The organism is Simplicispira piscis (assembly GCF_054783455.1).
The window spans coordinates 445,323-467,440 of record NZ_BAAGQN010000007.1 but is presented as its reverse complement, the minus strand read 5'-3'; the positions used below and the strand labels follow the sequence as shown (position 1 = coordinate 467,440).

Here is a 22,118-nt window from a genome sequence, read left to right as displayed (position 1 = left end):
GGAGCCTGCGCACCCGGCGGCACGAGCGACCCTGGCAAAGCCAGGCTCAGGAGAAGCTGGAACCGCAGCCGCAGGTCGAGGTGGCACCCGGATTCTTGATAACAAACTGCGCGCCCTGCAGATCTTCCTTGTAGTCGATCTCGGCACCCACCAGGTATTGGAAACTCATGGCGTCGATCAGCAGCGAAACGCCGTTCTTGGTCATCACCGTATCGTCTTCGTTGGTGATTTCGTCAAAGGTAAAGCCATACTGGAAGCCCGAGCAGCCGCCGCCTTGCACAAAAACGCGCAGCTTGAGCTCCGGATTGCCTTCCTCGGCAATCAAATCTGCCACCTTGGCCGCCGCACTTTCGGTGAAGATAATGGGATCAGGCATCTCGGTGGGGATATTTTCGGCAACGGCACTCATGGGCGAACTCCAATTCTGGTTGGGTACGATGCTACTGCAATCTCCCCGTTTCTTCTGTTCACTGCTTGCTTGACGCCAATTTCAGTGTGGGCATTTCTTCCACCACCATATCGGCAGGAATCATCTTCCCGCAGATGGTGGCACCCTGGTGCATTTCCAAGGTTTTGTAGTGCACATCACCAGCAATACGCGCCTTGGGCTGCATCTCCAGCATGGTGCCCGCATGCAACGGGCCATTGATATGACCGTTGACGATCACATGGTCGGCATAGACCGCGCCGTCGACCCGTGCCGAGGCCGAGATGACCAGCAGCCCGGGTTTGTCTGAAGCGGCTCGCACGTCGCCCACCACTTCACCATCAATGCGCAAGCCATCCGTAAAGTGCACATTACCTTCGATGCGGGTGCCTTCGGCGATCAGGCTCTTGATGGGTGGTTGCTTGTTGCGGGAAAACATGGGTCGGACTCCTTGGCGTGCACGGGCACGCATTCGAACAAATCGGTGTGCATCAGTGCGCGGCGGCGGCCTGGCCCAATACTACGGTCTGCGTAGCATGGAGGGTGGCCCCCTCCATGACGCGAGCGGTGACGGTTTTTACCATGGCCCGCAGCGGCAAATCGACCACCCCCTCCAAGCGGCGGTACTGGCGCAACTGCAATACCGCTGCATCGGATACTGTCTGGCTCCAGGGCTTGCCGTCGCGCGTGCCAGACAGCACCAGCTCTAGCCGGCCCTTGAATTCCGGGGCATTCTTGGTTTGGCGCATCACCAGCACCTGCCAGCGCAGATGGGAGTCCGCCCGCATTTCTGCCTGCAATCCCCGAATGGCCATGCTAAGGCTGCCAGTGTTGGCGGGGATGAGCTTCTCAAAAAACCCCAAGTCTTCCCGCAGGGCCATGTTTTCAGCTTCGGCTTGCTTTAGACGGGCCATCAGTTGCTGCATCGCCGTGCGCTCGGCGACCAGCAAGCTGTCCGAGCTGTTAGCCACCGACTGCTGGAGCTGATTGTCTTCACGCAGACGGTCCAGCTCAGAACGCAATCGAATCAGCTCTTCACGGCTCACCGTGTCAATACCGGCAATGGAGCGTCCAAATTCAAAAGCCCACAAGGCCACGGCAGCACAAAGACCGAGTACGACCGCCAGAAACAACCAGCGCAGCGGCCAGGGCATGGCACTGCGCACCGCCATGCGGGGGGCACTGATGGTCAGGCGGCGGCGCAACAATCGCAAACGCATGGGGGCGTCGTTCTCCTGTGCAGTGGTTCGGGCTCGGGCAGTGCACGCCCTGCGAGGCGAGGCATGCGGCGCGTGCCGCAATATACCCTGGCTACTGGGCTCCATCCGCCAGAAAAGAAAAAACCGCAAACGGGATAACCCGGATGCGGTTTGGGGCAAAACAGTAAAAAAGCGGATTAACGCTTGGAGAACTGCTTGGCGCGGCGTGCAGAACGCAGGCCGACTTTCTTACGCTCGACTTCGCGCGCATCGCGCGTCACGAAACCAGCCTGGCTGAGGGCCGACTTGAGCGTTGCGTCATAGTCGATCAGGGCGCGGGTGATGCCGTGGCGGGCCGCGCCGGCCTGGCCGGACTCACCGCCGCCATGCACATTGATCATCACGTCGAAGGTTTCGGCGTGGTTGGTCAGCAGCAGGGGTTGCTTGGCGATCATGATCGAGGTTTCACGGCCGAAGTAGGACTGGATGTCCTTGCCGTTGACTGTGATCTTGCCAGAGCCTTTTTTCAGAAACACGCGGGCGACGCTGGATTTGCGACGGCCGGTTCCATTGTTCCATTCACCAATCATCTCAAGGCTCCTTACAGTTCCAGCACTTTGGGCTGTTGGGCGGTGTGGGGATGCTCAGCACCACCGTACACCTTGAGTTTCTTGATCATCGCGTATCCGAGCGGGCCCTTGGGCAGCATGCCCTTGACAGCCTTCTCCAGCGCGCGGCCGGGGTGCTTGGATTGCATGTCGCGGAAGTTCGTGGCCGTAATACCGCCGGGATAACCCGAATGACGGTAGTACACCTTGTCGATCGACTTGGTGCCGGTGACCTTGATTTTTGCGGCGTTGATGATGACGATGAAATCACCGGTATCAACGTGAGGCGTGTAAATGGCTTTGTGTTTGCCGCGCAGACGGAGGGCAACTTCGCTGGCTACCCGGCCGAGCACCTTATCGGTGGCGTCAATCACAAACCACTCGTGCACGACCTCAGCGGGTTTGGCGCTGAATGTAGACATGAGTTTTCTCTTTCGAGGGCTTGACCGGCCTAAAAAGGGGCCGGTGTCCTTGGCGCTCTTTTCCACGGTCGGCGTTTCTCTGAGCGGAAACCTCTTAGGTGGTACTTGCAAACACGGCCCAAGGACCGCACTCACACTTCGCCGCGGAGCACGCAAGCGCTGCGAAGCCTGTCATTATACAAAGACCGCGCGCTTATGCCAAGTGACTTTCAAAAGCAGTCACGCGAGGCGGGCGCGCAGCGCACGCACAGCGCTTTCTGGCGTTGTCAGAACCGGCAATCCCAGCGCATCGCGCACGGCAGGCGCAGCACGGGCCATGCTGAACTGCGCCAGCGCAATCACCGAGCATCCAGCTGCAGCCAGTTCCCGCGCCACGGCCACGACCGCCCGGTCATGCGCCGCCAGATCACCCTGGTGGAGGGACTCCAGAGCGGCCGCTGCCAGCGCACACCGCAGGTCAAGCTGCGCCGGAAACTCGGGCGGCATGCTGACGAGTGTCGGTGCGAACGACGCGACCAGCCCGACCCGCCCGCCCAGGTCCACAGCCTCCTGCACCATGGCTTCGTTGGGTTTCAGGACAGGAATGCCTGCATGCCTGCGTGCAACACCCTCAATGCACGGCCCAAAGGCTGAACAGGTGAACAAAATCGCCTGCGCGCCCGTACCCACGGCATAGTCTGCGAGCACCTCAAAGCGGCGATGCATCGCCGCATCCAGTCCTTGGCCGCGTTGGGCAAGGTCGCTTGAGAGACTGTCGTCGAGCAGGTTCATACGCTGTGCTTCAGGCCACGCTTGCGCCATCTCGTCATTGATGGGCGCCACCGAATGCGCCAGCGCATGGATGAGGGCAATCCGCGTCATGCCGCGCCCCTTGCCAGCTTGTGGTCCCGCAGCAAAAGTCGACGACGCTGAACAGCAATCACGAGTAACAGCAAGGCCAGCGCGGGCAGAAACATCCACTCTTTGTCAGGCCGATCGGCGGGTACTTCGACAGAGACGATGCGATAACCCTGCTCAATACCCAGCTTTTCTCCCACACTGCGGAACTTCACATTGGTGATGAGCAGTTCGCTGCCCTGGGCGATGGCGCTCACGCCGGTACTGCCCAGGCGCTCGCGCACCGTGCCCGGCGCGCCAAGTGGCAGCAGCACGCCTTTGCGAACATCCTTACCGTCCGTGTTAGTGCCTTCAATCCAGACGCGTTTACTCGCACCAGCAGGCGCTTCTTCAATCATCTGGCCCATCTGCGCCGCAGGCACCTCCTGGAACGGCGGATACACCATGTCCCACCAGAAGCCCGGCCGAAACAGTGTGAACGTAATCAGCAACAGGGCGATGGTCTCCCACCAACGGCTGCGCACCAGGAAGTAGCCCTGCGTGGCGGCAGCAAACACCAGCATCGCCATGACTGCGCTGATCACCGTGAGAGCAAAGTGAACCGGCCCGGTGATGCCGATCATCAGCAATTGGGTATTGAAGATGAACAGGAACGGCAAGATGGCCGTGCGCATGCTGTAGAGGAACGCGGTGATGCCTGTTTTGATTGGGTCGGTGCGCGCAATCGCCGCTGCCGCAAAAGAGGCAAGCCCCACCGGCGGCGTCACATCAGCCATCAACCCGAAATAGAAGACAAACAAATGCACAGCGATCAGCGGAACGATGAGACCGCTTTGCGCCCCCAGCTCAACGACCACCGGAGCCATCAGGGTCGACACTACGATGTAGTTGGCTGTCGTGGGCAAGCCCATGCCCAGAATGAGGCTGATGATGGCTACCAGGAAGAGCATCAGCATCAGGTTGCCACCGGAGAGCAATTCGACGATTTCCGTCATCACCAGGCCAATACCGGTGAGCGAGACCGTGCCCACGATGATGCCGGCCGCTGCCGTCGCCACACCGATGCCGATCATGTTGCGCGCGCCTGCAGCCAGACCTTCGATCAGATCCCTGGCACCCAGCTTGACGGCCGCGCCGAGCGCACCTGTTCCACGGAAATAGGCCAGGATCGGCTTTTGCGTGAGCATCACGAAGATGATGAACATGGTGGCCCAGAACGCCGAAAGGCCAGGCGACATCTGCTCAACCATCAAACACCAGATGAGCACCACCACGGCCAACAGGTAGTGCAGGCCAGACTTCACGGTCGGCGCCGTTTCCGGCAACTCAAAGACCGGTGCATTCGGGTCATCAAGCGGCAATTCTGGCTGACGCGAGCCAAACCACAGCAGCCCGACATAGGTGGCGAGCAGGGCTGCGCCAATGATCCAGATGGCTGCGCTCCCCGCGACATCCTTCACCCAACCGACACCCCAATACACCACCCCACACAGCACGAAGAACCCCGACACGGTGAGCCCCAGCGAGAGCAGACGAGCCCCCCCTGAAGCCGTACTACGCCGTGGCAGACCCACCATGTTGGCTTTGAGTGCCTCGATGTGCACGATGTACAGCAGCGCAATATAAGAAATGATGGCCGGCAGAAAAGCATGCTTCATCACCTCGACGTAAGGAATACCCACGTACTCCACCATCAGGAAGGCCGCAGCCCCCATCACCGGCGGCATCAACTGACCGTTGACCGAGCTGGACACCTCCACCGCACCTGCCTGATCGGGCCGATAGCCCACGCGCTTCATGAGCGGAATAGTGAAGGTACCCGTAGTGACCACATTGGCAATCGACGAGCCCGAAATGATGCCAGTCGCAGCAGACGACAGCACTGCAGCCTTGGCCGGACCGCCGCGCATATGGCCCAGCAGGGCAAATGCAGATTTGATGAAGTAGTTGCCGGCACCTGCCTTATCAAGCAGCGAGCCGAACAGCACAAACAGGAAAATGAAACCACTGGAGACACCCAGTGCGACGCCGAACACACCCTCGGTGGTCAACCACTGGTGGCTCATGGCGCGGTTCAGCGAAAAGCCCCGGTGGGCAATCATGTCGGGCATGTAGCGCCCGCCAAAGGTGTATATCAAGAACACCAGCGCCACGACCACCATCGGCAGACCGAGCACGCGGCGCGTGGCTTCGAGCAACAGCGCCATGCCGACCACGGCGGTATAAATGTCCATCTGGGTCGGGTTGCCGGGCCGGGTGGCAATGTCGCGATAAAACAAAAATAGATAAGAGGCGCAAAAAGCCGCCACCACCCCCAACACCCAATCGGTGAGCGGCACCCGCTCGCGCGGTGATCGCTTGAAGGCCGGGTACGACAGATAAGCCAGAAACACGGCAAAAGCAAGGTGAATGGCGCGGCTTTCCGTGTCGTTGAAAACCAGGACACCGAAAGTAAACGGGAGCGGCGACGCGATCCACAGCTGGAACAGCGACCAGGCGAGCGCGACACAAAGGAGAAAAAACCCGACCGCTGGGCCAGGCGAGCGCCCCCCAAAGTCGTTGTCGACGACGAGTTGCTGCACGTCAACAGCCGGTGGAGCAGAAGTTTCTTTGGCGGGGGTCATGCGTATCCTCGCAGTGCATGGTTGAAACAAAAAAGCCCTGACAGATCAGAGCTTTTTCGCGGCGAATGCCGGCGTTTCTGAAACCGGGCGAATTACATCCAGCCTTTTTCCTTGTAGTACTTCACAGCACCGGGGTGCAGCGGAGCACTCAGACCGTTTTTGATCATTTCCTTGGGATCAAGGTGCGCGAGAGCCGGATGCAGCTTCTTGAAGTCATCGAAATTATCGAAGACGACCTTCACGAGTTCATACACGACGTTGTCGGGCACTTTGCTCGACGTGACAAGCGTAGCGAGCACGCCATACGTCGGGGTCGGCTTCGGATTGCCCGCATACACTGCGGGGATCTCAACCTTGGCGTAATAGGGTGCAGTTGCCACCAGCTTGTCCACGGCCGGGCCCGTCACCGGCACCAGTTGAGCGCCACAGGTCGTAGTCGGATCCTGGATGTTGGCCGAGGGGTGGCCGACGCCATAGAGGAATGCATCGATCTTGTTGTCACACAGCGCCGCGCCGTGTTCGTCGGCCTTGAGCTCTGACGCCAAAGCAAAGTCAGAGTTCTTCCATCCCAGCGCCGCAATCAACTCCTCGGCCGCAGCACGAGTGCCCGAGCCTGGATTGCCAATATTGAAACGCTTGCCTTTCAAATCTTCAATCGACTTGATGTTGGCTTCCTTGCGTGCCAGGATCGTGATCGGTTCGGGGTGCAATGAGAACACCGAGCGCAGTTCCTTGTAGGGACCGTCTTTTTCGAATTGTTTAAGGCCTTTGTCAGCGTTGTATTGCACGTCAGACTGCGCGACACCGAAGTCGAGTTCGCCAGCACGGATGGTATTCACGTTGAATACAGAGCCGCCCGTCGATTCAACAGAGCAACGGATGCCGTGTTTGGACCGATCCTTGTTCATCAGGCGACAGATGGCCCCACCCGCAGCGTAATAGACGCCCGTGACGCCGCCAGTGCCGATGGTCACGAACTTCGGTTGAGCGATGGCCCCGGGCGCCATCATTGAAGCAGCAAGGCCCACGGAAGCGGCCAACATACTCAAGGAAAATTTCATCTTCATCTTTGGTCTCTCCTTCAAAAAAAACGGGGCCGACACCATCAAGGCAGCGATGCGAAAATGGACTCGGCGAGCAGGCCCACTATCTGTGCCAGCTCCGCGTCACTGGCCACAAAAGGTGGCGCCAACAAGATGTGATCACCATCGCATCCATTGACCGTTCCGCCCATGGGGTAAACCATCAAGCCATGCGACATCGCCTGTCTCTTCACCTGCGCGTGCAAACGCAGGGCCGGCTCAAACGGCGTTTTTGATTTCCGGTCACGCACGAGTTCAACGCCCCAAAAAAACCCACGTCCACGGATGTCGCCTACGTTCGGATGCGTGCCCAGCGCCTGGCGCAACAGGCCACCGAAATGGGCGCCCGCACTGGCCACGCGCTGCACCAGGCCATCGCGCTCGATAATGGTTTGCACCGCCAGCGCAGCCGCGCACGCCACCGGGTGGCCCAGATAGGTGTGGCCGTGCTGGAAAAATCCACTACCCTGCCCGATGGCGTCGACGATGCGGTGCTGTGCCAGCACCGCACCAATCGGCTGATAACCACCGCCCAGGCCTTTGGCGATGGCTTCTATGTCCGGCACCACACCTTCCTTAGTGCAGGCATGCAGGCTGCCGGTACGACCCATCCCACACATGACCTCATCAAGAATCAGCAACACGCCGTGGCGGTCACACACCTCACGCACGGCATGAAAATAGCCCGGCACCGGCACAAGCACACCCGCTGTGGCGCCGCCCACGGTTTCAGCCACAAACGCAATCACGCTTTTGGGCCCAAGGCGCACGATGGTTTCGTCTAGCTCACGCGCCAGGCGCAAGCCGTATTGCTCAGGGGTTTCATGGTCCCGTTGTTCCCGATAGGGATAGCAGGGCGACACATGGGTCGCCTCCACCAGCAACGGCGCGAACGGCGCTCTGCGCCATGCATTGCCCCCCACAGCCAACACGCCCAGTGTGTTGCCGTGGTAGCTTTGCCGACGGGCAATGAAATGGCGCCGCTCCGGCTCACCGGTTTCGACGAAATACTGGCGCGCCAGCTTCATAGCGGCCTCCATGGCCTCCGAGCCGCCGCTGACAAAATACGCATGGCTCATACCCGGAGGCGCCGTACGCACCAGTTGATCGGCCAGCGTTTCCGCCACTTCGGTGGTAAAAAAACTCGTATGCGCGTACGCCAATTGGTCAATCTGGCGGTGCATGGCCTCCAGAACTTCCGGGTGTCCATGGCCCAGGCACGACACCGCAGCACCGCCACAAGCATCCAGGTAACGACGCCCCTGTGAATCCACCAAGTACACACCCTCGCCCGACACCGCACGCGGTGGAGTGGTATGCAGATGGCGGTGAAAAACGTGGGTGGAAGCAGCTGGCGAGGGCATGGTAGGCATGCCGACAAGTTTAGGACGTTGCTCGCCCACGACGTATGCCAATTGATCTTCATTCCATAACGAAAGCTCATACCACCCATAAGATCCGGGCATGGATTTCGCTCCGATCGGCATTCGACACGGCGTCGCCCGCGCCCTAGCATGGGCCGATGATTCAAGGAAATTCCCCGCGTTCCGTTGTCGTCCTCGGCGCTGGCATTGTCGGCTTGGCCACTGCATGGGAACTTGCGCACCAGGGCTATGAGGTCACTGTGGTGGACCGAGCAACCAGTGGCGCCGGAGCCAGTCGCGCCAATGGCGCGCAACTAAGTTACTCGTATGTGCAGCCACTGGCCGACGCTTCCATCTGGAGGCAGCTTCCCAAACTGCTGCTCACCAGCGATTCACCACTCAAACTGCGCATCCAGGCCGATCCAGCGCAGTGGGCTTGGGGCTTGCAGTTTTTGGCTGCCTGTCGCGACGATGTGTCGCGTCGCACCACAGAGGCTTTGCTGGCACTGGCGGCGAGCAGCCGTGCCGGTTTCAACGCCATGATGGCGCAAACAGGCCTGGCCTGCGACTTCTCAGCCACCGGCAAACTGGTGCTTTACGCTGATGCGGCCTCGTTTGCCAGCGCACAGCGCCAGATGCTGCTGCAGCGCGCACTCGGCAGTGTGCAGGAGGCTGTGACAGCGGAGCAATGCGTCACCATCGAACCCGCCCTGCAATCCCAGGCGCCGCGCATTGCAGGGGCCATCCATACCCCCAGCGAATGCGCAGCCGACTGCTTCAAGGTGTGTGAAGGGCTAGAAACTGCCCTGCGTGCACGCGGCGTGCGTTTCCTGATGGCCACCGAGGTCACCCGTTTGGTGACCAACGGCGGCCGTGTGTGCGCGGCACAAAGCTCGGTCGGCGCGATTGAAGCCGATGCGTTCGTACTGGCCATGGCAACAGGATCTGTGCGCTTGGCCCGTGACCTGGGCATTCGACTGCCGGTATATCCACTCAAGGGCTACAGCGTCACAGTGCAAGCGGCAGCCGAACGCGCTGCCGCACCGCAGGTCAACGTGACAGATGCTGCGCGCAAAATTGTGTTTGCCCGTCTAGGCGATCGTTTGCGCATTGCAGGCATGGCGGAGCTGGTGGGCAACGACACCCACATCCCGGACGCACGTATCACGGCGCTGCTGGCGGCAGGGCGTGAGATTTTTCCGTATGCCAGCGACTACGGAGCCCTGGACCGCTGGGCCGGATTGCGGCCGGCAACGCCCACAGGTCTGCCCATCGTCGGCACACTGTGCCGCGCACCCGCCAACCTGTTGTTCAACACCGGCCATGGTGCACTGGGTTTTACCCTGGCCTTTGGTACGGCTCAGGCCTTGCTCGCACCCCTGCGCGCTGCGGATCGCTGATTGCTACCTGGTGAAGCGCCTGCTGGAATGGCACGTACGCCAGGCATGTGCGTCAGCGCCTGGCGCATACAGTCGGTAAAGGCGCGCACGAGCTGTGAGTGCGGCCGCGCAGAAGGCCGCAAAGCATGCACAAAGGTCTGCACTGCCGGCTCAAACGCCAGCACCTCGACGCGGTTGCCATCGGCCGATTGGGCGGTACAAGCCTCCACGATGGCTACCCCCACTCCGTGGTGGGCCAGCGCAAGGGCAACATGGTAAGTTTGCACCACCATCACCGGGTGCAGCTCAGGATCAGTGTCCCCCAGCGCATGGGCCAACATCCGCCCCATGGGGTCGCGCGCATCCAGGCCGATCACCGGCAGACCGACAAGATCGCGCACCCCCAGCACACCAGCCACGCTTTGAGCCGGTGACAGCAGACCCTTGGGCACCACGCACACAAGGGTCTGACTGGCCAGGCATTCTTCCGTCAGCGCGGGATGAGACGGTGCACCGAAGAGGAAACCGACATCCGCCTCCTGCAACACCAGGGCATCCACGATTTGCGGCGAATGCAAGGCCGCATGGTGAATGACCACCGAAGGATGCTGCGCCCGAAAACGCTGAACCGCAGCGGGGAATACCTCGTAACTCAAAGCCAGAACAGTCTGCACGCGCAACTCCTTGACACTGTCTGCGGTGCGCAGGCCTTGCGCCAATCGACGGACTTCGCCGAGATCGGTGAACAGCCTATCTACCAGCGGGAACAGGCTGCGCGCCTCAGCCGTGGCCACAAGCCGCCCCCCCACCCGTTCAAACAACGGGAAGCCCAATTGCAACTCGGCGTGCTTGAGAGTGCGGCTGACGGCCGGCTGGGTGATGTTGATCAGACGCGCAGCGCCGCTGACGCTGCCAGTGACCATGACTGCGTTGAAAACTTCAATATGGCGCAGACGCATCGACAGCAGGCGGCTCAATTGGCAAAGTTACTACGCTCCAGAGGTTCCATGGCCTTACGGAACTCAACACAGGCCGCGCGGCCTGCATTGCCCGGCTTGCGACACTCTTCACGCAGACACATGCTGCGGGTGAACACATTGGTGTTCTCGCACAGGGGTGCTGGCGGACGCGGTGCAGGCTTAGGTGCTGGCGGCTCCGGGGGAGGGGCGGGCGCGGGCTCGGGGGCTGGTGCAGGGCTGGACACCGGCGCGGGCTGCTCTTTGACGACTTTGGTTGTTCGGGTCGCTCGCGGCGGCGACTTGGAAACCGCGCGTGGATCGTCCGTGGCCACAAAGGCGGGGGACGGTTCCACAATGACCGCAGGCTCGCTGGCGGCCGCTTGTGCGGCTGTGGGATCAGAGGCCGGCTCAGCGACGTTCTGCTGCACCGCCAGGGGTGGCGATGCTTCTACCGGAGGTTTTAACTCGGTAATGATCGCTTCCACAGGTGCCGGGGCACGGCTGCGCCAGCCATAGGCTGCAGCCGCCGCCACGACGACAAAGACACCGGCCATGACCAGCCACGTCATGCCCAAGGGACGTGCTGCGGTTTTTTCGCGCGTGCGACCTGCCTCCTTGGCCGCCCGTGCGGCCGCCTTTTGCGAGGGGCTATGGGCATGCACTTTCTCCAGGCCTGGCTTTTGCCGTCCCGCCACACCGGCCGCGTGGATACCGTGCGCCGGGTCCGGATCCAGAAAACGGCTGTCGGCAATGTCTTCCATGGCCACCGTATCACCCGCATCCAGGAACACTGTATCGGCTGCGTCAGGGAGAAGGATGGCGTCCTGCACCGGGCTGCACACCTTGGCGGTATCCACCGGTACCGACAGTGGTGCAGCCACCGCTGCGGCAGGAGCCAGGGGCCCAGGAGAGGATGATTGCCGGAGTTTTTCTTTCATCTCCGAGGTCACATCCACCGTAGGCACCACATGGCCCGGGCCTGGCTGGTCGGTGGGTTCGACCCAGATGTCACCCAGATCGGAGCGAAAATCAAAATGTTCCACCCCTTCAGGTGGGGTCGTCATCTCCATGATCTGCAGGAAGGCATCGATGCTCTGCGGACGGTCCCGGGGATTGAGTGCCAGAGACTGGGAGATGGCTGCCACGAAGGCGGGCGAATATTCTTGCCCGAACTGGCGAAAAACTGTTTTGGCTACACGGGAGAACGGCACCATACGGTCTCGGATCGAACGCAGGGTGGAAGGCAGTGGCGTATCGTTGCACAGGCAACCGTGCACTACGGCGGCCAGTGAGTACAGATCACTCCAGGGCCCCTGGGCCAGATCGGCATCGCCATCAGCGTATTGCTCGATGGGCGCGTAGTTCACCTTCAGAACGGCGGTGTGTTTGTGGTCCCGGTCATTGATCGCATGGCGCGCAGCCCCCAGATCAAGCAGCACCGGGGGCCCGATATCCTGCAGAAAAAGGTTGTCAGGCGACACATCGCGGTGCAAAGTTTGCCCATCATGCAGTTCACGCAGCGCCCCCAGCACGCACCACAGCACCTTGCGCAGCCAGGCCTCGGGCGGCGGGGTGCGCATTTGCGCGCGCGCCTGCTTGAAGGTCATGCCGGTGTACAAGGGCATGACCATGTAAGCGGTGTTGTTGGCTTCCCAGAAGCGGAACACCTTGACGAGCGATGGATGATCGAACTGTGCCAGCAGGCGTGCCTCGCCCACAAAAGACTTCAAGCCGGCCATAAATGCCGACTGGTCGGCGGGCGAGCGCGCGAGCAGTGAGCCATCGTCCGTACGGGCGACCAGCGCCGCAGGCATGAACTCCTTGATAGCCACGGCCCGGTGCAGAGAGTGGTCGAACGCCCGGTACACCATGCCGAATCCTCCCACGCCCAGCAGCGCGAGGATCTCGAACTCGCCAAGGCGCGTGCCCACCGGCAGTGCATCAACATGGAGCGCCCCTGGAGCGGGCGCAGAAGTGGAGCGAACATTCATGGCAGAAGGACAAGGGATGGATGGGCAACCCAGAAGATGATTAAGGCGCAATCATCGCCTCACAGAAACCCGCCCGACGCAACAAAACGCATCTTGGCTGCAAAAAAACGTCAGTGACAGCGAAATAGTGCCGATTGTGCCCACCCTTGAGCCTCACACACACAGGGTCATCCCACCCTCAAGATTCGGAGCAAACAGCAAACACCAGCCGCATGGTTACCATTGGAGCATGTTCAGTTACCGCCACGCCTTCCATGCAGGCAACCACGCCGATGTGCTCAAGCACACAATGCTGATTGCCGCCCTGCAATACCTGACCGAGAAGGATGCCGCCTTGACCGTGCTGGACACCCATGCCGGCGCAGGCCTGTACCGACTGGACGGTGACTACGCACGCACCAGTGGCGAGGCCAGAGAGGGCATCCTGCGCCTCACCGCCGCCGACACTCCGGGCGAAGCCTTGGCGCCGATGCTGCAAAACTATGTGGACCTGGTGCGCACATTCAACCAGGGCAGCAGCACCAAAGTCTATCCGGGCTCACCCTTCATCATCCAGCGCCTGCTGCGCGCGCACGACAAGCTCAAGCTGTTTGAACTGCATCCCACCGACTTGCGTGCTCTGGCAGGCAATGTGGCCCAGCTTGACGCGGGGCGCCAGGTGGCCGTGCTGCACGAGGATGGTTTCGAGGGGGTCAAGAAATTTTTACCTCCACCGGCCCGCCGCGCTTTGCTGCTGTGCGATCCCAGCTATGAAATAAAGAGCGACTACAGCAAGGTGCTGGACATGGTGCAAGACGGACTCAAGCGCTTTGCCACAGGCACCTATGCGGTCTGGTACCCCATCATTCCGCGCCCCGAAGCCCACGACCTGCCCCGCAGACTCAAGACCATGGCGCAGAAGGCAGGCAAGAGCTGGCTGCACGCCACGCTCACGGTGAAATCCAGCAAAATCACCGAGAACGCTCAGGGCGAAACGCAGCGCCCGGGCTTACCCGCCAGCGGCATGTTCCTCATCAACCCGCCCCACACCCTGAAAGCGGGTCTGCAACAGGCGCTACCGCAGTTGGTGGAACGGCTGGGGCAGGATCGCAACGCGACCCACACGCTCGAATCAGGCAGCTGATCCGCCCCACAGGCAAGGGCGGGCCTGTCGATCAGCGCTTGCAACGAGCGAGGAAGGCGTCCTCGAAACGGCTGAGCTCATTGCGCTCTCCCGCAGAGAGGTCCGTGCGCGCGCGTTTGGTCGCAATGATGCGACGCGATTCGGCACACTGCTCCGCGAAACGCTGCTCCTGCTCACGCTGGCTCTGGCCGACCAATTGGGCCGTTTTTTCTTCCTCGCGGCGCTGCTTTTTCACCTCTCGCCGTTCATCCGACAGCTGTGAATAAGCCTCCTGCTCCTGCTCACGACAGTCGCGCTTGTATTCGCGCCGCATGCCTTCCACCACATCAGGTTTGATGCCACGCGAATAAGCGGAACGGATGCCGCTGTCCAGCGAACGGCAGCGCGCACTCATGTACTGGTAGTGTTCCGGCTCTTCGGTGGGCACCCGCACCGCGGTGGAGTAGCTATTGCTGCTGCGACCATAGGACGACGGCGCCGACCCGGACACCGCAGCCGTCGTGCGTGCGTTCGGCGGACAGGGGCGGGACAGAACGAAAGTATTTCCGCTGTCATCCCGGCAGTGGTAGCGCGTTTGAGCGGTGACATCAGACGCTGCCAGGCCACCACCAGCGGCCAGCAGCAAAGCAATTACAGATCTCATCGGAGCACGGCAAAAATCAAAACCGGCATGTTACCGGAGCAGACCAAGGCGGCGGCTGATTTCCAGGGTGGCCGCGCTCTGGTTCATGGTGTAAAAATGCAGCGCCGGTGCGCCTTCAGCGCGCAGGCGCTCACACAGGGCCGTGACCACGTCCAGCCCGAACGCACGGATCGAGGCCACATCGTCGCCAAAACCCTGCAGACGCAGACGCACCCAACGTGGGATCTCGGCACCGCAGGCGTCCGAAAACCGCATGAGTTGCGTGGAGCTGGTGATCGGCATGATGCCGGGCACCACGGGCACATCGGCGCCCAGGCGCCGCGCCTCGTCCACAAAGCGCAGGTAGGCATCGCCGCTGTAAAAATACTGGGTAATAGCGGCATCGGCACCCGCCTGCACCTTGGCGGCATAGGCCTTGAGGTCGGCCTCGGGCGAGCGGGCCTGCGGATGTATCTCGGGGTAGGCGGCCACTTCGATGTGGAAGTCGCGCCCCGTTTCTGCCCGGATGAAGGCCACCAGGTCGCTGGCGTAGTGGAACTCTCCACCCATGCCATAGCCGCTGGGCAAATCACCGCGCAGCGCCACCAGGCGCCGCACACCCATGGCTTTGAGTGTCGCCAGCTGTTCCCGCACCGAGGCGCGCGTGGCACCAATGCAAGAGAAATGCGAAGCTGCGTCGACGCCCTCCTGCAAAATGGCCTGCACCGTGTCAAAAGTGCCCTGCTGGGTGGAGCCACCCGCGCCGTAGGTGACGGAGCAGAACTGGGGCTGCAGCGCATAAAGCTGCTGGCGCACGGTGCGCAGCTTGTCGGCGCCTTCGGGTGTCTTGGGGGGGAAAAACTCCACGCTCACCGGCAGGCCGGGGCGTGCTGCATTGGTGGCGGTCATGCGGCCTTCCTTGCAAAAACAAAAAATTCTCGGTTGCCGTCGCCGCCCGCAATCGGGCTATCAAACCAGTCCTGTACGGCAAGACCCACATCGGCACAGCAGGCGCGCAGGCGCTGCTCCACCACCGTATACAGCGCGGCATCCCGCACGATCCCCCCTTTGCCCACTTGGCCCGGCTGCAGTTCAAACTGTGGTTTGACCAGCATCAGCACATGGCCGTCCGGGGCCAGCAGCGGCACCAGCGCAGGCAGTACCAGCGTGAGCGAGATAAAGGACAGGTCACCCGTAATCAGTTCAAACAACGGCGTAATGCCGTGGCCTGCCAAGGCAGCTTGGCGGCGGGAAGCCTCTGCCGCCACAGGGCTTTCCTGCGGGGCTTGGCCACGGGCCAGCGCGACCTCGACATCCTCGTCACGCACATCATCGCTGTCGTCGTAGTCCGACACCTCGCCATCGCCCGACATCCAGCGATAGGGGTTATCGGGCGGTGTGTCGTCTTCTTTTTCCGCTGGCGCCACCGTATCGGATCCTGCTGCCTCCCAGGCCTCTTGCAGTGAGGCCGGTGTCAGCGCCCGCGCATTAAGCCCTTCGAGGCACACCACGCGCGGGTCCTGGCGCAGTTGCGCATGCAACTGGCCATGGCCCACATCGACGCCCACCACCCGGTGTGCACCGTGCTCCAGCAGGCAATGCGTAAACCCCCCGGTGGACTGGCCCACATCCAGGCACTGAAAATCCTGCACCGCCAGCCCGACGTGCCGCAGTGCGGCTTCGAGCTTGAGCCCGCCACGCGAGACAAACCGCGCCTCGGCCTCGGCCTCCTGCAGCAGGCACACCTCGGCTCCGGCCGGAATCTCGTCGCCATTTTTGACCACGCGGTTCCAGGGTGCGGACGCAGCCAGGCGCCACTGCACCCCGCTGGCGATCAGGCGCTGGGCCTGCGAGCGGGTACTGGCCAGCCCGCTCTCCACCAAAAAGACATCAGCACGCATAATATTTTGAGAAAAATTCGACTCAACCGCTTGCACAGCAAGCGGTTGCAGCTATTACATCAATAGCAAATCAATAACGGTAAGTATCGGGCTTGTAGGGGCCTTGCTTGGGCACGCCGATATAAGCAGCCTGCTCGTCGCTCAACTCGCTCAGCATGGCGCCCACTTTCTTCAGGTGCAGGCGTGCCACCTTTTCATCCAGATGCTTGGGCAGCACGTAGACCTTGCCGCTTTCGTAGAAGTCGTTGTGCGTGAACAGCTCGATCTGAGCGATGGTCTGGTTGGCAAAGCTCGACGACATCACGAAGCTCGGATGGCCTGTGCCGCAGCCCAGGTTCACCAGGCGGCCCTTGGCCAGCAGGATGATGCGTTTGCCATCGGGGAAGATGACGTGATCGACCTGGGGCTTGACCTCTTCCCATTCGCATTTTTCTTCGAGCTTTGCAACCTGGATTTCGTTGTCGAAGTGGCCAATGTTGCAGACGATAGCCTGGTCCTTCATGGCGGTCATGTGCTCGAAGGTGATCACATCGCGGTTGCCGGTGGTGGTCACAAAAATGTCGGCCTTGTCGGCGGCGTATTCCATGGTCACGACCTTGTAGCCTTCCATCGCGGCCTGCAGCGCGTTGATGGGGTCAATCTCGGTCACCCAGACCTGGGCCGACAGCGCACGCAGCGCCTGGGCGCTGCCCTTGCCCACGTCGCCGTAACCCGCAACGCAGGCCACTTTGCCCGCAATCATCACATCGGTAGCGCGCTTGATGCCGTCCACCAGCGACTCGCGGCAGCCGTACAGGTTGTCAAACTTGCTCTTGGTGACCGAATCGTTCACGTTGATGGCGCGGAACATCAGGCTGCCCTTGGCGGACATTTCCTTGAGGCGGTGCACGCCGGTGGTGGTTTCTTCGGTGACGCCGATGATCTCCGCACTCTTGCGGCTGTACCAGGTGGGGTCCACGGCCAGCTTGGCCTTGATGGAGGCAAACAGGCAGGTTTCTTCTTCGCTGGTAGGGTTGGCAATGAGGGATGCGTCTTTTTCAGCACGCTTGCCCAGGTGCATGAGCAGCGTGGCGTCGCCGCCGTCGTCCAGAATCAGGTTCGGGCCTTCGCCGGGCGTGCCTGCAGCGCCGAAGTCAAAAATACGGTGCGTGTAATCCCAGTAGTCGGCCAGCGACTCGCCCTTGATGGCGAACACCGGTGTGCCGCCCGCAGCAATGGCGGCGGCGGCATGGTCTTGCGTCGAGAAAATGTTGCACGAAGCCCAGCGCACCTGCGCGCCCAGCGCCTGCAGCGTCTCGATGAGCACGGCGGTCTGGATAGTCATGTGCAGGCTGCCGGTGATGCGCGCGCCCTTGAGCGACTGCTTGGCAGCGAATTCTTCGCGGATGGCCATCAGGCCGGGCATCTCGGTTTCGGCGATGCGGATTTCTTTGCGGCCCCAGGCGGCCAGGCCAATGTCGGTAATGGCGCAGTCGGTGAGGACGGGGGCGTTGACGCGTGCGTTCATGGTTTGCTCCAAAGCATGTTTGAAAAACCACTCGCCGGGGGAAGGTACAGGCTCACCACACGGAAAGTGGATGAGCGTCGTTGCGGGATGACTCCGAGCCTCACGTCCCGCATACACAATGGGGCCGCTGCAACGCTCCTCGGAGGAAGGGGCGATTATATCGGCACCGCAGGCGGCGCGCTGCCTCACCCCTTGGCGGCATCGGCCCTGCTGCGCAGGCGCAGCGCGAGCCACAGCGCGCCCGCCAGCAAGACCAGCGAAAAGACCACCAGCGCCGGCCACTGGCCATGCTCCCAGAACCAGCCCCCGGCCGACCCCAGCAGGCTCGACCCCAGGTAGTACGCCAGCAGGTACAGCGACGAGGCATGCCCCTTGGACTGCAGCGCCAGCCTCCCTACCCAACCGCTGGCCACGGCGTGCGCCACAAAGAACCCGAAGGTCAGCACCGCAATGCCCGCGATCACCCCCGCCAGGGGCGCCACCAGGGTCAGCAACACGCCCGCCGACATCAGCACCACACCGCCGACAAGCACCGGCGCACGGCCCAGACGGTCTGCCAGCGCGCCCGCTGTGGGCGAGGCCACCATGCCGAACAGGTAGACACTGAAGATCAGCCCGATCTGCGTCTGGCTCAGGCCATAGGGCGGCAGGGCAAGCCGGAAACCGGCGTAGTTGAACAGCGAGACAAACACCCCCATCAGCGCAAAGCCCGAGGCAAACAGCAGCGGCAGGCCCGGCGTTTGCAGATGGGCGCGCCAGGCGCCCAGGTGGTACCGCAAACCCAGGGCCCTGCGCACCGCCGGGGCGCCCGGCCTGTCGGCGCGCGGCAGCAGCAGCACAAAACCGACCGCAGCCACCAGGCCCAGCACCCCCATGGTGGCCAGGGCCACGCGCCAACCAAAGTGGTCTGCCAGCGCGCTCATGCCAATGCGCCCCGCCATGCCGCCAAAGGCCGTGCCACCGATATACAAGCCCATGGAAAACCCCAGCCCGCGCGGGTGGATGTGGTTTGACAGGTATGCCATCGCGACGGCAGGCACGCCGCCCAGCAACAGACCTTCCAGCGCCCGCGCCGCCAGCAGCGCGCCCCAGGTGGGCGCCACGGCGGCCAGAATGTTGCACAGGGCCGCCAGCGCCATCGATACGAACATCAGGCGGCGCTGGTCGCGCCCCTCGGACAGCGCCCCCGCGACAAAGATCGCCACCGCCAGGCAGCCCGTGGCCACCGAAAGCGCCAGCGAACTGCCCGCCGCGCCCAGGCCGAAATGCGCGGCCAGCTCTGGCAGCACCGGCTGCACGCAGTACAGCAGTGAGAAAGTGGCAAAACCTGCCAGAAAAAGCGCCAGGCTGATGCGCCGGTAAGCCGGCGTGCCCGCCTGCACCCAGGTCGATGCAGGAGAGGCAACAGAGTCGGAATGCATAACCGCCACTGTGACATGTTTGGGGCACAAACACAGCAAAGGCCTGCCTGGTCTGCGACGGCGGAAGGCCCGATGGTCCCTCTTTCCGGCCCCACCCGTAAAATCCCGCCTTTCACCACCCCCCCGCCCCCACAGGGTGCGGGGGTGCCAACGCTTTCCCCTGTTGCTGGATTACCCCTTGTCCTACGCCTCTGAGACCCGGCGCCGCCGCACCTTTGCCATCATTTCCCACCCCGACGCTGGTAAAACCACGCTGACGGAAAAGCTGCTGCTGTTCTCGGGCGCCATCCAGATCGCGGGCGCCGTCAAGGGCCGCAAGGCCAGCCGCCACGCCACGTCCGACTGGATGGAGATCGAGAAGCAGCGCGGCATTTCGGTCGCGTCCAGCGTGATGCAGATGGCCTACCGCGACCACGTGGTCAACCTGCTCGACACCCCCGGCCACAAGGACTTCTCGGAAGACACCTACCGCGTACTGACCGCCGTCGATTCGGCCTTGATGGTGATTGACGCCGCGAACGGCGTGGAAGCACAGACGCGCCGCCTGATCGAGGTCTGCCGCCAGCGCGACACGCCCATCATCACCTTCGTCAACAAGATGGACCGCGAAGTGCGCGACCCGCTGGACATCCTCGACGAGGTGGAGCGCGAGCTGGGCATGCCCTGCTGCCCCATCACCTGGCCGGTGGGCCAGGGCAAGAGCTTTGGCGGCATCATCAACCTGCGCACGCAGACCATGACGGTGTTCACCCCCGGCAGCGACCGCGGGCCGAAAGACTTTGAAGTGGTGCCGCTGGCCGAGGCCGAGCGGCTGCGCAAACGCTTTGGCAAATCGTTTGACGACGCACTGGAGAGCATGGAACTGGCCGTGGGCGCCTCGGCCGCCTGGAACCATGCAGATTTCCTGGCAGGCAAGCTCACGCCCGTGTTTTTCGGCTCCGGTGTGAACAACTTCGGTGTGATGGAGGTGCTCGACGCCGTGGTCGACATGTCGCCCCCGCCCGGTCCGCGCATCAGCACGCTGCAGGTCAACAAGCAGCCGGTGGTCAAAACCATCCAGCCCGAGGACGAGGGCTTTTCCGGCGTGGTGTTCAAGGTGCAGGCCAACATGGATGCCAACCACCGCGACCGCATCGCCTTCGTGCGCGTGGCCTCGGGCAAATACACGCCGGGCATGAAGCTCAAGGTGCAGCGCACCGGCAAAGAGCTGCGGCCCACCAGCGTGGTCACCTTCATGAGCCAGCGGCGCGAGGCGGTCGAGGAGGCCTACGCCGGCGACATCATTGGCTTTACCACGCACGGCGGCGTGCAGCTGGGCGACACCATCACCGACGGTGCCAACCTGCAATTTACCGGCCTGCCCTTCTTCGCGCCCGAACTGTTCATGACCGTGGTGCTCAAGAACCCGCTGCGCACCAAGCAGCTGCAGCAAGGCCTGGCCCAGCTGGGCGAAGAAGGCGCGATCCAGGTCTTCAAACCCGACACCGGGGGCAACATGCTGCTGGGCGCCGTGGGCCAGTTGCAGTTCGAGGTGGTGCAGCACCGTCTGAAAGCCGAATACGACGCTGATATCCGCCTGGAAGGCTGCCAGTACACGGGCGCGCGCTGGATCACCGCCGACACCCCCGCCGAGTTGCGCGAGTTTGAAAACGCCTACCCGCTGCGCATGGCGCACGACGCGGCCGAGACGCTGGCGTATTTGTGCACATCGCCCTACGACGTGCGGCTGGCGCAAGAGCGCTTCCCCAAGATCCACTTTCACCCGCTGCGCGAGCATGCGGGCCTGGCCCTGGGCCATGCCAGCTGACATGGCGCCTTTGGCGACCTGGTCCGTGCCCCGCGGCGCGGGCCTGGTGGGCGTGTTGACCGACATCGATGACACCCTCACCACCGAAGGCGCCATCACACCCGATGCACTGCAAGCCCTGGGTGCGCTGAAGGCGGCGGGCCTGCATGTCGTCCCCATCACCGGGCGCCCGGTCGGCTGGAGTGCGCCCTTTGCCGCCACCTGGCCGGTCGATGCCATCGTGGCGGAAAACGGTGCGGCGGCCCTGCTGAATACGACAGAAAATTTAGATCAAAATGGCTTGCAGCGCTTATCTGGCAAGCGCGAAAAGCTATCAAAAATATACCAACAGGATGCCGCCACCCGCGCCGCCAACTTCCGCGCCATGCAGCAGGTGCTGGCGCAGATCGAGGCCGAGGTGCCGGGTGCACGCCGGGCCACCGATTCCCCAGGGCGCGAGACCGACATCGCCATCGACCACAGCGAGTTCAGCCACCTGCCGCAAGAGGCCATCGACCATGCGGTGCGCATCATGCGTGCGGCAGGCATGACGGCCACGGTCAGCAGCATCCACATCAACGGTTGGTTTGGCGCGCACAACAAGTGGGAAGGTGCGCGCTGGATCGTGCAGCAACTCTTCGGGCGCACGCTGGAGAGTGAAATCGACCGTTGGGTCTATGTGGGCGACTCGACCAACGACCAGATCATGTTCCAGCACTTTACGCACAGCGTAGGCGTAGCGAACATTGCACGCTTTGTACCCCAGCTTGTTCATCTGCCGCGCCATGTGACAGCGGGCGAACGCGGCGCCGGGTTCGCCGAGCTGGCGCGCCACCTGCTCGCCGCACGCGCAGGCTGACCCGAAA

At 62.3% G+C, this 22,118-nt stretch carries 20 protein-coding genes and 1 riboswitch; of the genes, 4 read left to right on the top strand and 16 right to left on the bottom strand.

The window, feature by feature from the left end; genetic code table 11:
* Positions 1–46: 46 nt before the first annotated feature.
* From erpA to ACYVOC_RS05470, 9 genes are all read right to left on the bottom strand, one after another.
* A complete protein-coding gene (gene erpA, locus ACYVOC_RS05510) occupies positions 47–409 on the bottom strand; it encodes an iron-sulfur cluster insertion protein ErpA (protein ID WP_116002918.1) in 363 nt (120 codons plus the stop codon).
* Positions 410–467: 58 nt separating this feature from the next.
* Positions 468–866, bottom strand: coding sequence for a bactofilin family protein (locus ACYVOC_RS05505; protein ID WP_116002917.1), 399 nt, complete (start codon positions 864–866; stop codon positions 468–470).
* A 52-nt stretch (positions 867–918) separates the two neighbouring features.
* The gene (locus ACYVOC_RS05500) at positions 919–1,647 is read right to left on the bottom strand and encodes a DUF6776 family protein (protein ID WP_116002916.1); all 729 of its coding nucleotides are present in this window, start codon (positions 1,645–1,647) and stop codon (positions 919–921) included.
* A gap of 176 nt (positions 1,648–1,823) precedes the next feature.
* Positions 1,824–2,216 carry a 30S ribosomal protein S9 gene (rpsI, locus tag ACYVOC_RS05495; protein WP_116002915.1) on the bottom strand — a complete coding sequence of 131 codons (393 nt, stop codon included), beginning with the start codon at positions 2,214–2,216 and terminating at the stop codon, positions 1,824–1,826.
* Between the two features lie 11 nt (positions 2,217–2,227).
* On the bottom strand, positions 2,228–2,656 hold the full coding sequence (gene rplM, locus ACYVOC_RS05490; RefSeq protein WP_116002914.1) for a 50S ribosomal protein L13: 429 nt from the start codon (positions 2,654–2,656) through the stop codon (positions 2,228–2,230).
* A gap of 219 nt (positions 2,657–2,875) precedes the next feature.
* Positions 2,876–3,517, bottom strand: coding sequence for an arylsulfatase (locus ACYVOC_RS05485; RefSeq protein ID WP_461161113.1), 642 nt, complete (start codon positions 3,515–3,517; stop codon positions 2,876–2,878).
* Positions 3,514–6,117 carry a TRAP transporter permease gene (locus ACYVOC_RS05480; RefSeq protein ID WP_461161112.1) on the bottom strand — a complete coding sequence of 868 codons (2,604 nt, stop codon included), beginning with the start codon at positions 6,115–6,117 and terminating at the stop codon, positions 3,514–3,516. The genes ACYVOC_RS05485 and ACYVOC_RS05480 overlap by 4 nt, the downstream gene beginning before the upstream one ends.
* A 92-nt stretch (positions 6,118–6,209) precedes the next feature.
* Positions 6,210–7,184, bottom strand: coding sequence for a TAXI family TRAP transporter solute-binding subunit (locus tag ACYVOC_RS05475; protein WP_461161111.1), 975 nt, complete (start codon positions 7,182–7,184; stop codon positions 6,210–6,212).
* 38 nt (positions 7,185–7,222) lie between these two features.
* Entirely contained in the window at positions 7,223–8,563 is a 1,341-nt protein-coding gene (locus tag ACYVOC_RS05470) for an aspartate aminotransferase family protein (protein ID WP_461161110.1), read from the bottom strand.
* A 158-nt stretch (positions 8,564–8,721) separates the two neighbouring features.
* Here ACYVOC_RS05470 and ACYVOC_RS05465 point away from each other — a divergent pair, with 158 nt between their 5' ends.
* Entirely contained in the window at positions 8,722–9,963 is a 1,242-nt protein-coding gene (locus ACYVOC_RS05465) for a D-amino acid dehydrogenase (protein WP_461161109.1), read from the top strand.
* Here the strand turns inward: ACYVOC_RS05465 and ACYVOC_RS05460 are convergent.
* On the bottom strand, positions 9,924–10,919 hold the full coding sequence (locus ACYVOC_RS05460; RefSeq protein WP_461161108.1) for a LysR substrate-binding domain-containing protein: 996 nt from the start codon (positions 10,917–10,919) through the stop codon (positions 9,924–9,926). The genes ACYVOC_RS05465 and ACYVOC_RS05460 overlap by 40 nt on opposite strands.
* Positions 10,916–12,892 (bottom strand): serine/threonine protein kinase, encoded by a 1,977-nt coding sequence (locus ACYVOC_RS05455; RefSeq protein ID WP_461161107.1) that lies wholly within the window; start codon positions 12,890–12,892, stop codon positions 10,916–10,918. The genes ACYVOC_RS05460 and ACYVOC_RS05455 overlap by 4 nt, the downstream gene beginning before the upstream one ends.
* A gap of 229 nt (positions 12,893–13,121) precedes the next feature.
* Between ACYVOC_RS05455 and ACYVOC_RS05450 the strand changes: the two genes are divergently transcribed.
* Positions 13,122–14,015 carry a 23S rRNA (adenine(2030)-N(6))-methyltransferase RlmJ gene (locus ACYVOC_RS05450; RefSeq protein WP_461161106.1) on the top strand — a complete coding sequence of 298 codons (894 nt, stop codon included), beginning with the start codon at positions 13,122–13,124 and terminating at the stop codon, positions 14,013–14,015.
* 31 nt (positions 14,016–14,046) lie between these two features.
* On the opposite strand, the gene ACYVOC_RS05445 is transcribed toward ACYVOC_RS05450, so the two are convergent.
* The 5 genes from ACYVOC_RS05445 to ACYVOC_RS05425 all read right to left on the bottom strand — a co-directional run bounded on the left by ACYVOC_RS05445 (position 14,047) and on the right by ACYVOC_RS05425 (position 19,466).
* Positions 14,047–14,640, bottom strand: a complete 594-nt coding sequence (locus ACYVOC_RS05445; protein WP_461161105.1) for a hypothetical protein — start codon at positions 14,638–14,640, stop codon at positions 14,047–14,049.
* A 48-nt stretch (positions 14,641–14,688) separates the two neighbouring features.
* Positions 14,689–15,546 carry a methylenetetrahydrofolate reductase [NAD(P)H] gene (gene metF, locus ACYVOC_RS05440; protein WP_116002908.1) on the bottom strand — a complete coding sequence of 286 codons (858 nt, stop codon included), beginning with the start codon at positions 15,544–15,546 and terminating at the stop codon, positions 14,689–14,691.
* Positions 15,543–16,538, bottom strand: coding sequence for a TlyA family RNA methyltransferase (locus ACYVOC_RS05435; protein ID WP_461161104.1), 996 nt, complete (start codon positions 16,536–16,538; stop codon positions 15,543–15,545). The genes metF and ACYVOC_RS05435 overlap by 4 nt, the downstream gene beginning before the upstream one ends.
* 70 nt (positions 16,539–16,608) lie before the next feature.
* Positions 16,609–18,045, bottom strand: coding sequence for an adenosylhomocysteinase (gene ahcY, locus ACYVOC_RS05430; RefSeq protein WP_461161103.1), 1,437 nt, complete (start codon positions 18,043–18,045; stop codon positions 16,609–16,611).
* A gap of 65 nt (positions 18,046–18,110) precedes the next feature.
* Positions 18,111–18,192: riboswitch (S-adenosyl-L-homocysteine riboswitch) on the bottom strand.
* A gap of 38 nt (positions 18,193–18,230) precedes the next feature.
* Positions 18,231–19,466 carry an MFS transporter gene (locus tag ACYVOC_RS05425; protein ID WP_461161102.1) on the bottom strand — a complete coding sequence of 412 codons (1,236 nt, stop codon included), beginning with the start codon at positions 19,464–19,466 and terminating at the stop codon, positions 18,231–18,233.
* Positions 19,467–19,644: 178 nt separating this feature from the next.
* Between ACYVOC_RS05425 and ACYVOC_RS05420 the strand changes: the two genes are divergently transcribed.
* Both ACYVOC_RS05420 and ACYVOC_RS05415 read left to right on the top strand, forming a co-directional pair.
* Positions 19,645–21,273, top strand: coding sequence for a peptide chain release factor 3 (locus ACYVOC_RS05420; RefSeq protein WP_116005901.1), 1,629 nt, complete (start codon positions 19,645–19,647; stop codon positions 21,271–21,273).
* 1 nt (position 21,274) lies between these two features.
* Positions 21,275–22,111, top strand: a complete 837-nt coding sequence (locus tag ACYVOC_RS05415) for an HAD-IIB family hydrolase (protein WP_461161179.1) — start codon at positions 21,275–21,277, stop codon at positions 22,109–22,111.
* Positions 22,112–22,118 lie beyond the last annotated feature (7 nt).

Bases quoted from the DNA above. Each gene is read 5' to 3' on its own strand.
- ACYVOC_RS05425 (WP_461161102.1), bottom strand. From the start codon at position 19,466: ATGCATTCCGACTCTGTTGCCTCTCCTGCATCGACCTGGGTGCAGGCG.
- ACYVOC_RS05470 (WP_461161110.1), bottom strand. From the start codon at position 8,563: ATGCCCTCGCCAGCTGCTTCCACCCACGTTTTTCACCGCCATCTGCAT.
- rpsI (WP_116002915.1), bottom strand. From the start codon at position 2,216: ATGATTGGTGAATGGAACAATGGAACCGGCCGTCGCAAATCCAGCGTC.
- ACYVOC_RS05450 (WP_461161106.1), top strand. From the start codon at position 13,122: ATGTTCAGTTACCGCCACGCCTTCCATGCAGGCAACCACGCCGATGTG.
- erpA (WP_116002918.1), bottom strand. From the start codon at position 409: ATGAGTGCCGTTGCCGAAAATATCCCCACCGAGATGCCTGATCCCATT.
- ACYVOC_RS05475 (WP_461161111.1), bottom strand. From the start codon at position 7,184: ATGAAGATGAAATTTTCCTTGAGTATGTTGGCCGCTTCCGTGGGCCTT.
- ACYVOC_RS05435 (WP_461161104.1), bottom strand. From the start codon at position 16,538: ATGCGTGCTGATGTCTTTTTGGTGGAGAGCGGGCTGGCCAGTACCCGC.
- ACYVOC_RS05465 (WP_461161109.1), top strand. From the start codon at position 8,722: ATGATTCAAGGAAATTCCCCGCGTTCCGTTGTCGTCCTCGGCGCTGGC.
- ACYVOC_RS05505 (WP_116002917.1), bottom strand. From the start codon at position 866: ATGTTTTCCCGCAACAAGCAACCACCCATCAAGAGCCTGATCGCCGAA.
- ACYVOC_RS05485 (WP_461161113.1), bottom strand. From the start codon at position 3,517: ATGACGCGGATTGCCCTCATCCATGCGCTGGCGCATTCGGTGGCGCCC.
- ACYVOC_RS05500 (WP_116002916.1), bottom strand. From the start codon at position 1,647: ATGCGTTTGCGATTGTTGCGCCGCCGCCTGACCATCAGTGCCCCCCGC.
- ACYVOC_RS05455 (WP_461161107.1), bottom strand. From the start codon at position 12,892: ATGAATGTTCGCTCCACTTCTGCGCCCGCTCCAGGGGCGCTCCATGTT.
- rplM (WP_116002914.1), bottom strand. From the start codon at position 2,656: ATGTCTACATTCAGCGCCAAACCCGCTGAGGTCGTGCACGAGTGGTTT.
- ahcY (WP_461161103.1), bottom strand. From the start codon at position 18,045: ATGAACGCACGCGTCAACGCCCCCGTCCTCACCGACTGCGCCATTACC.
- metF (WP_116002908.1), bottom strand. From the start codon at position 15,546: ATGACCGCCACCAATGCAGCACGCCCCGGCCTGCCGGTGAGCGTGGAG.
- ACYVOC_RS05480 (WP_461161112.1), bottom strand. From the start codon at position 6,117: ATGACCCCCGCCAAAGAAACTTCTGCTCCACCGGCTGTTGACGTGCAG.
- ACYVOC_RS05415 (WP_461161179.1), top strand. From the start codon at position 21,275: ATGGCGCCTTTGGCGACCTGGTCCGTGCCCCGCGGCGCGGGCCTGGTG.